The sequence below is a fragment of the Salmonella sp. 32070601201500089SM genome (assembly GCF_017573605.1).
Taxonomy (GTDB): Bacteria; Pseudomonadota; Gammaproteobacteria; order Enterobacterales; family Enterobacteriaceae; genus Salmonella; species Salmonella enterica.
This window is the reverse complement of the sequence record NZ_JAGETK010000007.1, coordinates 123,402-136,074: the sequence shown is the minus strand read 5'-3', so window position 1 is coordinate 136,074 and position 12,673 is coordinate 123,402. Positions and strand designations below refer to the sequence as shown.

The 12,673-nt window shown below is 48.0% G+C and carries 13 protein-coding genes; all 13 read right to left on the bottom strand.

All coding sequences use genetic code 11. The features are described 5' to 3' along the window. Positions 1-69: 69 nt before the first annotated feature. Positions 70-1,299 (bottom strand): SPI-1 type III secretion system needle tip complex protein SipC, encoded by a 1,230-nt coding sequence (sipC, locus tag J4728_RS13350; protein WP_000909019.1) that lies wholly within the window; start codon positions 1,297-1,299, stop codon positions 70-72. A 27-nt stretch (positions 1,300-1,326) separates the two neighbouring features. Next, the gene (gene sipB, locus J4728_RS13345) at positions 1,327-3,108 is read right to left on the bottom strand and encodes an SPI-1 type III secretion system needle tip complex protein SipB (protein ID WP_000245782.1); all 1,782 of its coding nucleotides are present in this window, start codon (positions 3,106-3,108) and stop codon (positions 1,327-1,329) included. A gap of 2 nt (positions 3,109-3,110) precedes the next feature. Beyond that, entirely contained in the window at positions 3,111-3,608 is a 498-nt protein-coding gene (sicA, locus tag J4728_RS13340; protein ID WP_000386309.1) for a SycD/LcrH family type III secretion system chaperone SicA, read from the bottom strand. A gap of 137 nt (positions 3,609-3,745) precedes the next feature. Beyond that, on the bottom strand, positions 3,746-4,816 hold the full coding sequence (gene spaS / locus J4728_RS13335) for an SPI-1 type III secretion system export apparatus protein SpaS (protein ID WP_000097721.1): 1,071 nt from the start codon (positions 4,814-4,816) through the stop codon (positions 3,746-3,748). Then, the gene (gene spaR / locus J4728_RS13330) at positions 4,803-5,594 is read right to left on the bottom strand and encodes an SPI-1 type III secretion system export apparatus protein SpaR (RefSeq protein WP_000498965.1); all 792 of its coding nucleotides are present in this window, start codon (positions 5,592-5,594) and stop codon (positions 4,803-4,805) included. Before spaR ends, spaS begins: the two co-directional genes overlap by 14 nt. Positions 5,595-5,597: 3 nt before the next feature. Further along, positions 5,598-5,858 (bottom strand): SPI-1 type III secretion system export apparatus protein SpaQ, encoded by a 261-nt coding sequence (gene spaQ / locus J4728_RS13325; RefSeq protein WP_000342503.1) that lies wholly within the window; start codon positions 5,856-5,858, stop codon positions 5,598-5,600. A gap of 25 nt (positions 5,859-5,883) precedes the next feature. Beyond that, entirely contained in the window at positions 5,884-6,558 is a 675-nt protein-coding gene (gene spaP / locus J4728_RS13320) for an SPI-1 type III secretion system export apparatus protein SpaP (protein ID WP_000526014.1), read from the bottom strand. Beyond that, positions 6,548-7,459, bottom strand: a complete 912-nt coding sequence (gene spaO / locus J4728_RS13315) for an SPI-1 type III secretion system protein SpaO (RefSeq protein ID WP_000058741.1) — start codon at positions 7,457-7,459, stop codon at positions 6,548-6,550. The genes spaP and spaO overlap by 11 nt, the downstream gene beginning before the upstream one ends. Further along, the gene (gene spaN / locus J4728_RS13310) at positions 7,459-8,469 is read right to left on the bottom strand and encodes an SPI-1 type III secretion system protein SpaN (protein ID WP_000503107.1); all 1,011 of its coding nucleotides are present in this window, start codon (positions 8,467-8,469) and stop codon (positions 7,459-7,461) included. Before spaN ends, spaO begins: the two co-directional genes overlap by 1 nt. Continuing rightward, positions 8,469-8,912 (bottom strand): SPI-1 type III secretion system protein SpaM, encoded by a 444-nt coding sequence (gene spaM / locus J4728_RS13305; protein ID WP_001520714.1) that lies wholly within the window; start codon positions 8,910-8,912, stop codon positions 8,469-8,471. The genes spaN and spaM overlap by 1 nt, the downstream gene beginning before the upstream one ends. Continuing rightward, positions 8,890-10,185: a SctN family type III secretion system ATPase InvC gene (gene invC / locus J4728_RS13300; RefSeq protein WP_000856766.1), complete on the bottom strand. Its 1,296-nt coding sequence runs from the start codon at positions 10,183-10,185 to the stop codon at positions 8,890-8,892. The genes spaM and invC overlap by 23 nt, the downstream gene beginning before the upstream one ends. Further along, positions 10,182-10,589: an SPI-1 type III secretion system chaperone SpaK gene (gene spaK, locus J4728_RS13295; protein WP_001164066.1), complete on the bottom strand. Its 408-nt coding sequence runs from the start codon at positions 10,587-10,589 to the stop codon at positions 10,182-10,184. Before spaK ends, invC begins: the two co-directional genes overlap by 4 nt. Positions 10,590-10,612: 23 nt before the next feature. Then, positions 10,613-12,670 (bottom strand): type III secretion system export apparatus protein InvA, encoded by a 2,058-nt coding sequence (gene invA / locus J4728_RS13290; protein ID WP_000927219.1) that lies wholly within the window; start codon positions 12,668-12,670, stop codon positions 10,613-10,615. Positions 12,671-12,673: the final 3 nt, after the last annotated feature.

Genomic DNA, 12,673 nt, shown 5'->3' with positions numbered 1-12,673 from the left:
ATATCCCCAGTTCGCCATCAGGAGCGCGATTAAATCACACCCATGATGGCGTATAGATGACCTTTCAGATTAAGCGCGAATATTGCCTGCGATAGCAGCAAGTGCGGATGCTTTCGACTGGTTAATGCTCTCCATTGTTTTCAGCATTTCCTGAATCAGGCTGGTCGATTTACGTGAACTTTCACGGGCTTCGTCCGATGCGGTGCTGGCAACACGGTTATTCACCTGGCTAATTTGCTGCTCGGAACGTTCCTGAGTAGCGGCGTACTGCCCGGACGCCCCTGCAATACCACCGACCGTGACCGAGTTCTTCATAATCAGATCGCCCGTCATCTGCATCTTGCGCGCATCAATTCGGGTCATATCCATGGTATTCTGCTCAAGACGAATATCGGATTCGACAGACTCAAGACGTTTCGACAGAATAGCCTGATGTTCAGGGGAGATTTGTTTATTACTGTCTTTAATACCCAGACTTTCCGTGGCGCTGGTTCCGGCATTAGATTTAAGCGTCGCATCATTAAGATTTTTCGTCGCATCGGTACCGGTTTTCTTCATATTTAACGATTTCAGAGAATCGACGCCTTCAGCACCGAGTTTGACGCTATTCTGCCCGTTCAGCACGTTTTTAATACTGTGGCTTTCAGTGGTCAGTTTATCGATCTTCGCGGCATTATGTTTAAGCGCGCCTCTTTCATTCTGCAGCCCCTTATATTCCAGTTTGGCGCCCACGCCAGTGATCCCCAACTGAAGCGCGCTCTGGGAAATACTACCGGACAACGCATTCATCCCTTCGCGCATCATGGAGCTTGCCGTCGTTTTAGCTGCATCAAAGCTGACTAATGACAACTTACCAGACAGTTTGCTATCAGCCTGGTTCAACGTCAGCATTAACGTATTCGCGGCAGCCAACAGCGCAACGGCACTGGAAGACATTCCGCTAATATCAAAAAACTTTCCGACTTCTGCCTGCTGCTCACGTAACTGGGTTTGCACAACCTCATTCGCTTTAGTCGTGACATTATTTGCCAGGGCATTCAAATCCTGATTCATGTCGGTATTTTGAATACTGGCTTTTAAAAAGGACGTGATCGTTCCGGGGGTTTGCGTTAATACCCCTGGCGCAGGCGCGCTCAGTGTAGGACTCAACCCCAGGTCACTGACTTTACTGCTGCTAATACCAATACTATTCAGAATATCTTTAGCGCTAACGGATTGCGAAGCTGTCTGTGAACTATTCTCAACAGAATGATTATTTAAATAAGCGGCGGGATTTATTCCCACATTACTAATTAACATATTTTTCTCCCTTTATTTTGGCAGTTTTTATGCGCGACTCTGGCGCAGAATAAAACGCGAAGCATCCGCATTTTGCTGTACCGCAGAAGACATGGCTTTTTGCAGTTCCGCCGTTACCTTCTGGTTTTCACCAAATATTTCTACGGATTGTTTAAGCCACTGCTGAATTTGATCCATGGCAAAACGGGCGAGCATAAAATCAGCAAGCGCCTCGCTGGCATTTTTAATAAATACCCCCTCGGCAACACCACCGGCTGACTGGGCTGCGGTATTCGTGACTTCCATGCCCAACGCCACTTTATTTAGGGTATTACCTACCAGCTCTTTACTTAAGGCATTCGTTTGCAGGCCCATCTTGCTACCCACATTACCCAGGCCGCTAGTAATACGTTGCATCCCCTGGGTAAAGAGTTTGCTGCCGTTTTGTGCTAACTGTTTCAGCACGTTAGGCACCAACTTCTTAATCGTTTCGCCCATCATTTTGCTCAGCGCGTTACCCAGTTTCGCCGCCGCGCCTTTCCCGACAACTGCGACCACCACAATGACCGCTACCATCGCAATAGCGGCAACAATCGCACCAACAATGCTGCCTGCCATCTCTGCCGTTTTCTTATCGACGCCTAATCCTTCCAGCGCTTTGGTAATCGCCTTGCCAATCAGCTCCATTAACGGCTTCAGCACATGCTCCATAATCGGGTTTAGCGCCTGCTGAATAAACGACACCCCCGTCGCCGCCTTCACAATTTCATCGGCAACCATTACCGCAAGTCCCACCGCAGCCAGCGCCAGACTCGCCCCACCGGTAAAAACAGCGGCCACAACGCTGACAATGGTTAGCAGCGCGCCGAGGACTTTCCCGATACATCCCATAATGCGGTTCGTTTCCTCGGCTTTGCGCGTCTCTTCCTGGAATTCAGCCGATTTCTTTTCCATCTCCGCCTGACGCCCTTCCTGCAAGGCGTTGAAAAGCGCAAGATCGTTTTGCAGGCTTTCTTCCGTATTTTTGCCCACAATCTCAATAAACATGGCCATGAGCATAGTGAGGCGGGCGACATTTGACAGATTATCCTGCTCACCCTGGGAAACCTGATTCTGAGAGGCGGCATTAGCCGTTCCCTGGAATTTGGTCAGAATGTTATCCGCTTTCTCGGCTTTCGCTTTGGCGTCTGTGCCTGCTTTAACCGTCGCATCCGTGGCCTTATCTAAGGCCTCTTTCGCCTCTGTCGCTTCTTTTCCGGCCTGTTCTACCGCGGCTTCAGCTTGTGCATAGCCGGGGTCAGCCGGGTCCAGCGATTGCAATTTATTTTGTGCCTGCGTCAGTTTTTTGGCCGCAGCGTCATAAACACTCTTGGCGGTATCCGTCTTTTTGATACTGGCTTCATAGAGATCCGTCGCCTCCTGAGCCTCTCCCAGAGCCGTCTGGAATTCTTTCGATACCTGAATCCCCATCTCTTTTTGTGACTCAATCATCGCCTGCCATACCGCCAGACGAGACTCCAGTTGAGACAGCGAAACATCACCCAGTAGCGTCATTAACTTGCCAAGCAGTAATGTCAATTGCCCTTCGCTGGAGAGTTTTTCCCGGGCGGCGTCCGTAGGCGGCTTCAGACCCACCGTATTAATAGCGCTCTCGCCGGACTTTGTTCCGGCTTTAAGGTCGCCCGCTTTCGTTGCCACCACATCTTTAAAAGCTTTATCCGCCGCTTTTAAAAAGTCCGTGTTCTTACGAACGCCTTCAAAAGCCGCCTCAGCGAGGCGCGGATTTTGGGTATATCCGCTACGGCTAATGCTACTTGCGTCATTTACCATAATTATTCCTTTTCTTGTTCACTGTGCTGCTCTGTCTCCGCCGTTTTTAGCGCCTCCAGATAGACCAACGCTTTTGCCCGCAGAGACTCATCTTCAGTACGTTCATTGACAAGTTCAAAACACTGTCTGGCTTTTGCCGCCTTACGCATTAATAATTGACACTGCCCGGTAAAAAAAACGGGGCGATAATCATTTTTAAGTAACGTAAACGCTACTGCATAAAGGTCACATGCTTTCTGAAATTGTTTTTTCAGTTGGCATACTGCCGCCAGTCCCATGGTGTAATCGGGATTGTAAAAATCATAAATGCATAAGAAACGAAAGAACGTCTCAGCTTCATCCAGTCGTCCCTGGTTATAAAACTCATAAGCATGAGCATATAAACCGTCCATCATATCTTGAGGGATCCCATGAACGTCTTTTAGCGTGGCGCCTTCACTAACGGCATCCCAAATCATTTCCGCAACACGTTCTTCGCTGACATTATTTTGATAATCCATTACTTACTCCTGTTATCTGTCACCGACTTTGTAGAACTTAACGACTGCGTTTATCTGATGCAGTTATTAAACCCCGACGGTGGTTAGTGAACATTCAAAAAACGCCCAATGAATACATCGCTACTGCTTTACGCGGCTCAATGCCGTACCTCGTTTTCTTGTGGCTGAATAACGTCTTTGCCCGCGTTTTCTACCTCTTCCAGCCAAACCAGAAGACGTAAAACTTCATCAATTTCTTCCAGACTCACCAGATCATAACGGCGATGGGTTTTGAAAAGACTGCGCGCCAGTTTGATATCGACGATCACAGGTACGCCAACCTTCTCCGCATAGGCGCGGACGGCCAGCGCGCGCTGATTCGTTTCATACACCGAGATCATCGGAATCGGCATCAATTCGGGTTTAAAATAAATCCCGATCGTAATATGCGTGGGGTTGGCAACAATCAGGCGTGAGTTTTCAATATCGGATTTCACCTGTTCAGACAGAATTTCCATATGAACTTCACGTCTTTTAGATTTAACCTCTGGGTTCCCTTCCTGCTCCTTCATTTCACGCTTCACTTCTTCCTTATCCATTTTCATATCTTTCATGGTCAGGAAATATTCCGCAATAGCATCCAATAATAAGACAATCAATGCGCAAGCAAGGCAAGTTAATACCAATGCGAGGAGAAGTTCACGCCAAATGACGGCAATATCCACAACATTGCCATTTAACTGAGAAAAGATTTCAACCTTATATTTCTTCCAGCAAATGATGGCGGCCACCACAAAGGATGAGAGATACAGTAGGGTTTTGACCGTATCTTTAACCGTGCGCATACTAAAAAGTTTTTTCGCCCCTTCTACCGGGTTTAACGCCGATAAATTAGGTTTTAATGCTTCTGTCGCCAGCACGAAACCGGCCTGTAATAACGCCGGTAATGCGGAACACACTAAACAGAGCAGCATAAATGGAATCAGATATTTTAATCCTATCCCAAAAACGGCCAAACTGTAATCAGCCATGCTCTGATCAAAATTATCCGCAATAATGATCTTAATTATCCCCATAAACTCATTAAATGAGCCATACGACACCAGATAGGCAATTCCTCCCAGCGTCAGGCAGGCGATAATGAGATCTTTACTTTTAAATGACTGGCCTTTTTTAGCAGAGTCTTCCAGCCGTTTTTTAGTCGGTTTTTCTGTTTTATTCGAGGACATGCGTCGCCCCTCGCTCGTAAAACCAACTGCTTAACCCTGTGGCCTGGAAAGAGAGTCGCAGTACATTGTCCGGTAGTACCGGAGAGAAATAAAGCAGCATAATTAAAACGGCAATGCCGCTTTTTACCGTCAGTGAAATCGCAAAAGCGTTCATTTGCGGAGCAAAGCGCGACAATAAACCCAGGAATACTTCTGACAGCAACAGCACTAATACCACCGGGCTGGCCAGAACCAACGCGTTTTGAGCCACCTGATTAATAAACGTTAATAGCGGCGGTAATGAAGGCGTGCACTCGTTCATCGGATCGCATAGCTGATAGCTTTTATTTAACACGTCAACCATCGTGACCAGACCGCCGTTTTGTAAATAAACGACAGCGGCAAACATATTCAGGAAATTAGCCATTTCCGAGGTATCAATACCGTTTGCCGGATCGATACTACTACTTAGCGTTGCCCCTCGCTGGTTATCGATAATACAACCCAGCGCATGCATAACCCAAAAAGGCCATGACAGCAGACAGCCCAGCATGACGCCTACCGCCGCTTCTTGCAGAACTAACGGGATCATCGCCACCGATAAAAACGGCGGCGCCTCGTTCAATGCATGCGGCCATACTCCCAATGCCACCAGGATGATAATGGCGTTTCTCGGCGCACCGCTTAATACCCCGCTATTCAAAAACGGCAGGAAGAAAAAAATCGGCGCCACGCGAGCAAACCCTAGCGCCGCAGACGCAACCAGGTGATGAATTTCAAAGTACAACGCGTAAAACATTTTTTACCCCTTAGCCAACGCCAGGAATATCACCTGACGCCCGTAAGAGAGTAAAACTTCGCCATACCAGCCAGACAGTAAAAACAAGCATAAACACACGCCAAGTAATTTAATGCCAAAAGGCAGCGTCTGTTCCTGTAATTGCGTTACCGTCTGGAATAACCCTACCAGGAGGCCGATAATCGTTGCGACAATCGTCGGCCACCCTGACAGGATCAAAACAAGATAGAGCGCCTTATTACCTGCAAACACTAAATCATCCATTTAACTATCCCGTCTCGTAATGATGTCATGTTGCAATGTCCATATACTGTAATATCAATCCCTTAGACAGTAAGGTCCAGCCATCAAGCGCGACAAAAAGCACCAGCTTAATAGGTGTAGATATCGTCACCGGACTCATCATCATCATCCCCAGCGCCAGTAGCACGCTGGATACCACCAGGTCGACGACGACAAAGGGTAAATAGAGATAAAAACCAATTTTAAACGCACTTTTTATTTCGCTCAGCGCATAAGCAGGTAATAACGCAAATATTGATGGTTTTTCAATTTCATCTTTGTCACGCTTTACCGTCTCGGTATCTTCTCCATACTGACGCTTCAGTTGCGCGTTTTCAAAAAACTGAACTAACTCGCGATCTGAATATTTGATCAGATAATCGCGATAACCATCCAGACCTTCATCAACGTGTTTACTTAATGACGAAATATCATTAAAGGTGACATCTTCGTCCTCAAAATAGACGTAGGCATCATGCATTATGGGCCACATAACAAACATAGAAAGCAGCAATGCGACGCCGTTAAGCGTCATATTTGAAGGTATCTGCTGCAATCCCAGGGCGTTACGCACCATGACAAATACAATAGAAAATTTAACGAAACAGGTTCCTGACGCAATAATAAATGGCAACAGGGTGGAAAATGCCAGTAAGGCAATTAATGAGATATCATTCCCCATTACCAGACTCGCTCAGCCATTCATGGATCTCAACGCCTAAGGTGTCATTCATCTGTACCAGTTCGCCATTACCCAGCAAAACACCATTCGCCATAATTTCAACGTTAAGTTCAGCATTGGTCGGCAGTGATAATAGCTGCTGCTGCCCCATGGCTTCGAGTTCGGCGAGGGTAACGTTCTTACGATACAAAACAAATTCCAGTTTGACGGGCAATTGGTTCAAGCCAGGCAGAGTTTCTGCAGTTTCAGTTGTATTATTTTCTTCTTCGATATGTTGAATATCTAACGTTTCCACAATAATTCCCCCTTCAACACGGTTGAAATGACCTAACTTTTTCGCGTAGCAATAAACTTCCGCACGGGAAGTACGAATCAGGAGTACATCTCCGATCCCGATTCGGCCCAGCAACGAACGCTGCGTATCACTGCTACCGATTACAAAGCGCAACGGCCAGCGCAGCATTTTCGGCCTGCCGCCCCCGACTGCAGGCAGTTCAGGAAGATATTCAAACCACAGGCCGCCCCGATCGCTCATAATGTGCAACAATTTCCCTTCCGGCAGCGCGCTTCCCGGCACGGGGTTCTCTACGCATAAACGCCGACAGGACAAATGCGGCACGGGCAACTCAAACGGTCGCTCTGTTGCAGCAAGCCAGGGAACGACCAGGTGCTCAGCGCCAGCAGAAACCGCCGCCCCCGCCAGAGCGGGAGAGACATGCTCAAGCCAGTCCCCAGGTTGAATCCACGCCGACCACCGTTTTTCTGCATCGCTCAACCGAACCCACATTCCCTGTCGCGTCGGATATTCCAGCGTCGCTTCCCGGCCATGGCGCTGGCATTCTGTCGCGGTTTGCGCCAATAGCCATTCGCGACGATCAATCTGTCTCACACGCAATGACATCAGGCGTCATCCTCCTCGCCAGATTGTTGTCTGTGCTGTTGCTGCTGCGGATTTTGTTGATCGTCTCGCGTCAGGTGCCAGCGCTGGGGATTACCGTTTTGCCATTGATCATGCAAACGATGTTCAACCTGCGTATTTGACGGTATTAACGAAAACTCCCCTGCTTGCCGCGCCTGAATATTGACGGAATAGTCATTTCCCCAGCGCTGAAAACGGTAAGTCAGCGAGCTATCCTCTCCTTTCACGCCATCGGCAGTGGGAAAAATAGTCATCATCGGCTTTGATTGCGCCGCTAAAGGCATTTTTTCATCGCCGCCGGTTAATTGGCTAAGATCGGCGATAGTGGTTGGTTGCAGCGGAAGCTGAGAAACATCTTTAACCTTTTTATGATCTTTATCGTCAGGCTTACCGGTATTGGCTGCGGCCATTCGGGCAGGTGCGACATCCCGCGCCAGCGGCGCGCCCTCTTTACGAACGCCTTCGCCCGCGATGGCTTTATTATCCCCAGGCAATGCCTTGATATTATCGTCAGAGATTCCCGTGGCGTTATCGGTTACTTCACTAACGGATTCCACGGCTTTTAAATCAGCAGATAATTTTTTACCGCTTACGCTTTCTAACGGCCTATTTTTAGACGATAGCAACGCTGCGGATTTATCTACTTTGGCCTCCGCAGAGATCAAACCGACAGATTTTTCAGCAGTGACTTTCAACAGTTTTTCAGCAATCCTGAGTTCGCCTTTTCCGTTATGATGCAGACCAGAAACGTTGCCATTGTGATGTTCTGATTTCGCTGGCGCGCCATGTCGCCATGCCGCCAGTAATACCGGTAAAGCCGTTTCTTTATGCATTACGAAAGCATCGCCATAGTCGCGATCTTTTTTATCACCGGAATATTCTGTCTTATGTTTTTCCACCGCTTTTTTTAATGCTTCTGATAAACCGCCAACCTCATCCTGCTGCGGCAGTAAAATGTTCCCGGATGAACTGACAGCTGACACATCGCCCATTAAATTATCTCCTCTGACTCGGCCTCTTCCTGCTGTATCTCTCGCTGGATATAGAATCTTTTCTGACGGATTATCCAGCGTTGATAGTTCCCTTCTTTGCGCAACCAATATTTACTTTTTTTCTGAAACTCTTCCCTTTTCTTTTCCAGCTCGCTCCGTTTTTCCTGAATTTGTATAATCTGGAGTTCTAAATCTTTTATCTGCCGGCGAACAATAGACTGCTTACGTAATAACGTATAAATTTCCTCACGACTGAGCTGTCTGTTTTCTGCACGCAGCGTATCTAATAACAATTTCAGACCCGCTATTTGTTCAAGGATCGCCTCCTCCTCGGCCTGCAGCCCGCGGTCCTCATCCTGATAGCGAAGTAATATCGACTCACACTGTGAATGAAATACCGTACAGCGCCGCTGCAATACTTTAATTCTGGTCAGCGAATGCATTCATACCGCTCAACGTGTCATCAAAGGATGAATATTGCGCTACCGGCTGGCATAACCAGGCTTTCAGGCTATCCCGCATCTGCATCGCCCGATCGTTATCGATATTTTCGCCAGGACGATATTCTCCCAAGTCAATGAAAAGCTGGAGCTCTTCCAGACGCGTCATTAATTTACGCACGGCAGATGCCTGTTCAGCATGTGTCGGCGTCGTGACTTGTCCAAAAACGCGGCTTACGCTTTTCAGTACATCGATTGCCGGGTAATGTCCCTGCCCGGCCAGCTTTCTGCTCAGATACAGGTGACCGTCAAGGATAGAGCGAATTTCATCCGCCATCGGGTCCGCCTCTTCCTCGCTTTCCAGCAGTACCGTATAAAAGGCAGTAATGCTTCCCTCGCTGGTCGCCCCGGGGCGTTCCAGCAAGCGGGGCAAATTATCGAATACGGAGGCGGGATAACCTCGACGGGCCGGACGCTCTCCCGACGCCAGTGCCACGTCTCGCAAAGCACGCGCATAACGGGTCATGGAATCGATAAAAAGCACGACCCGTTTTCCCTGGTCGCGAAAATATTCCGCTACGGTTGTCGCCAGTTGCGCCGCATTGCAGCGATCGACCGAGGGGAAATCGGAAGTGGCAAAAACCAGCACGCATTTTTCTTTCTTATGCGAAGCGCGCAACATATCCACGAATTCAGTGACCTCACGGCCTCGTTCACCGATAAGACCGATAACAAAAACATCCGCCTCCGTTTGCTCGATCAGCATATGCATCAGCATGGTCTTACCGCATCCTGCGGAGGCAAAAATGCCCATTCGCTGGCCTACGCCACAGGTCAATAACCCGTCAATCGCGCGCACACCGGTAATCAGCGGTTCACGGACGCCAACGCGTGAAGCGTAAGACGGCGGTGCGACATCAATAACGCGTTCTTCGCTAATCGGCGCCACTTCAGGGGTAAAACGCTCAACGATTTTCCCTGTCGGATCCAACACCGCGCCTAATACCGAGTATCCCACCCACGCCGATAACGCACGTCCAGTGGGATAAAGCACGACATCGCGGCTCAGCCCCTGGGCATTGCCGATAAGGCTCAGCACGGTGCGTTCCCGCTGTAAGCCAACCACCTGCGCACGCGCAACAACCTGTTTTTGGTGCCAGCCACGGCGTATTTCACACAGTTCGCCAATGGCCACATCGCGCAATTCCGCCTCAATAATTGGGCCGGTTATTTTTTGTGGGTAGGCCAGATATTGCAGTAAACGAGGTGTTTTCATCTCATTAGCGACCGACTAAAAACTTCCAGATAGTTGTAAAACCCATTCAAGGCAGTAGAGAACTTTTCACCGTCAGATAAAAAATCCGGATGCACTAAGGCTTTAAGCGTTAGCTCCCCATTCTGCTCCCCCAGTAGTAATTGCCCGCCGCGGGCAAAATGGCATCCTTCCATGATGGTCATTAAGATTTCATAAGCCCGCTGTTGTAATACCACCATGCTGTCAGCACCCAATTGCGCCCAGATCCATACATCATCGTCCTTGACGCTGATACAGATACTTGGCAATGCAAATAAATCCAGAACAATTGTTGAATGGCTATCTATTCCTCCGATGAGTGAAGGATCGCAACCACTTACTTCCAGTGCGGAACGAACTAATTCAGCGATATCCAAATGTTGCATAGATCTTTTCCTTAATTAAGCCCTTATATTGTTTTTATAACATTCACTGACTTGCTATCTGCTATCTCACCGAAAGATAAAACCTCCAGATCCGGAAAACGACCTTCAATCATTTTCTTAATAAATCGACGGACATCGACAGACGTAAGGAGGACAAGATCTTTATGGGCAATCAATAAATCATCCAACTTAAGTGTAATGAGATCCATCAAATTAGCGGAGGCTTCCGGGTCAAGGCTGAGGAAGGTACTGCCAGAGGTCTGACGGATCCCTTTGCGAATAACATCCTCAACTTCAGCAGATACCATTACTGCTCGTAATTCGCCGCCATTGGCGAATTTATGGCAAATATAACGCGCCATTGCCCCACGAATATGCTCCACAAGGTTAATGACATCTTTTTCTCTTGGCGCCCACAATGCGAGCGCTTCCATAATTAATTTCATATTACGCACGGAAACACGTTCACTTAACAAACGCTGCAAAACTTCAGATATACGTTGTACCGTGGCATGTCTGAGCACTTCTTTAAGTAAATCAGGAAATTTCGCTTCCAGTTGGTCCAGCATATGTTTTGTTTCCTGAATACCGAAATATTCATTGACGTTGCGCGCCAGCGTCACCGCCAGACAGTGGTAAAGCTCATCAAGCGCGTTCCGCAACACATAGCCAAGCTCCCGGAGTTTCTCCCCCTCTTCATGCGTTACCCAGAAATACTGGCTGCTACCTTGCTGATGGATTGTTGGATTAATACCAAAGGACACGACTTCATCGGAATAATTTACCACTCGCATCAAATCAAAATAGACCGTAAATTGTTCAACACGGATCTCATTAATCAACAATACGATGCTGTTATCGTCCAGGCCCTCGCCATCGCGTAACAATACTTCCGGCAGGCGCACGCCATAATCAATAAAGAACTGACTACGTAGACGCTCCGCAAGTTGAGCTTTTTCCAGATCTTCACGCCGGCTCTTCGGCACAAGTAATATCAACGGTACGGTCTCTGTAGAGACTTTATCGAGATCGCCAATCAGTCCTAACGACGACCCTTCTTTTTCCTCAATACTGAGCGGCTGCTCGCCTTTACTGGTTTTAGGTTTGGCGGCGCTACGTTTTGCTTCACGGAATTTAAAATAGAAGAGTACGCTTAAAACCACCGATAAAATAACAAATACCGGCAGCGGGAATCCCGGCAGAGTTCCCATTGAAATGGTCAAAATAGCCGTAACAACCAATACAAATGGGTTGTTCAACAGCTGCGTCATGATATTCCGCCCCATATTATCGCTATCGCCATTTACGCGAGTCACGATAAAACCGGCACTAATCGCAATCAACAATGCGGGGATCTGGGCGACAAGACCATCACCAATGGTCAGCATGGTATAAGTAGACAGAGCGGAGGACAAATCCATACCATGGCGGGTCATCCCCACCGAAATACCGCCAATAAAGTTAACAAAGATAATAATGATGCCGGCAATAGCGTCACCTTTGATAAACTTCATCGCACCGTCAAAGGAACCGTAAAGCTGGCTTTCTCTTTCCAGTACGCTTCGCCGTTCGCGCGCGGCATCCGCATCAATAATACCGGCCTTCAAATCGGCATCAATACTCATCTGTTTACCGGGCATACCATCCAGAGAAAATCGGGCCGCGACTTCCGCGACGCGTTCTGAACCTTTGGTAATAACGATAAACTGGACCACGGTGACAATAGAGAAGACAACAAAACCCACCGCCAGGCTATCGCCAATAACGAATTGCCCGAACGTGGCGATAATTTCACCGGCATCGGCTTCAATCAAGATAAGACGGCTGGTACTGATCGATAATGCCAGACGAAAGAGTGTGGTAATTAACAGTACCGCAGGAAACGTTGAAAAACTGAGGATTCTGTCAATGTAGAACGACCCCATAAACACCAATATCGCCAGTACGATATTCAGTGCGATCAGGAAATCAACCAGATAGGTAGGTAATGGAATGACGAACATAGAAATGATCATCACCATTAGTACCAGAATCAGTAATTCAGGTCGTAAACGAGCACTGTTAAGTAGAGAAAGCAGCACTAT

Coding starts and splice junctions, on each gene's coding strand:
- sipC (WP_000909019.1), bottom strand. CDS start 1,299: ATGTTAATTAGTAATGTGGGAATAAATCCCGCCGCTTATTTAAATAAT.
- sipB (WP_000245782.1), bottom strand. CDS start 3,108: ATGGTAAATGACGCAAGTAGCATTAGCCGTAGCGGATATACCCAAAAT.
- sicA (WP_000386309.1), bottom strand. CDS start 3,608: ATGGATTATCAAAATAATGTCAGCGAAGAACGTGTTGCGGAAATGATT.
- spaS (WP_000097721.1), bottom strand. CDS start 4,816: ATGTCCTCGAATAAAACAGAAAAACCGACTAAAAAACGGCTGGAAGAC.
- spaR (WP_000498965.1), bottom strand. CDS start 5,594: ATGTTTTACGCGTTGTACTTTGAAATTCATCACCTGGTTGCGTCTGCG.
- spaQ (WP_000342503.1), bottom strand. CDS start 5,858: ATGGATGATTTAGTGTTTGCAGGTAATAAGGCGCTCTATCTTGTTTTG.
- spaP (WP_000526014.1), bottom strand. CDS start 6,558: ATGGGGAATGATATCTCATTAATTGCCTTACTGGCATTTTCCACCCTG.
- spaO (WP_000058741.1), bottom strand. CDS start 7,459: ATGTCATTGCGTGTGAGACAGATTGATCGTCGCGAATGGCTATTGGCG.
- spaN (WP_000503107.1), bottom strand. CDS start 8,469: ATGGGCGATGTGTCAGCTGTCAGTTCATCCGGGAACATTTTACTGCCG.
- spaM (WP_001520714.1), bottom strand. CDS start 8,912: ATGCATTCGCTGACCAGAATTAAAGTATTGCAGCGGCGCTGTACGGTA.
- invC (WP_000856766.1), bottom strand. CDS start 10,185: ATGAAAACACCTCGTTTACTGCAATATCTGGCCTACCCACAAAAAATA.
- spaK (WP_001164066.1), bottom strand. CDS start 10,589: ATGCAACATTTGGATATCGCTGAATTAGTTCGTTCCGCACTGGAAGTA.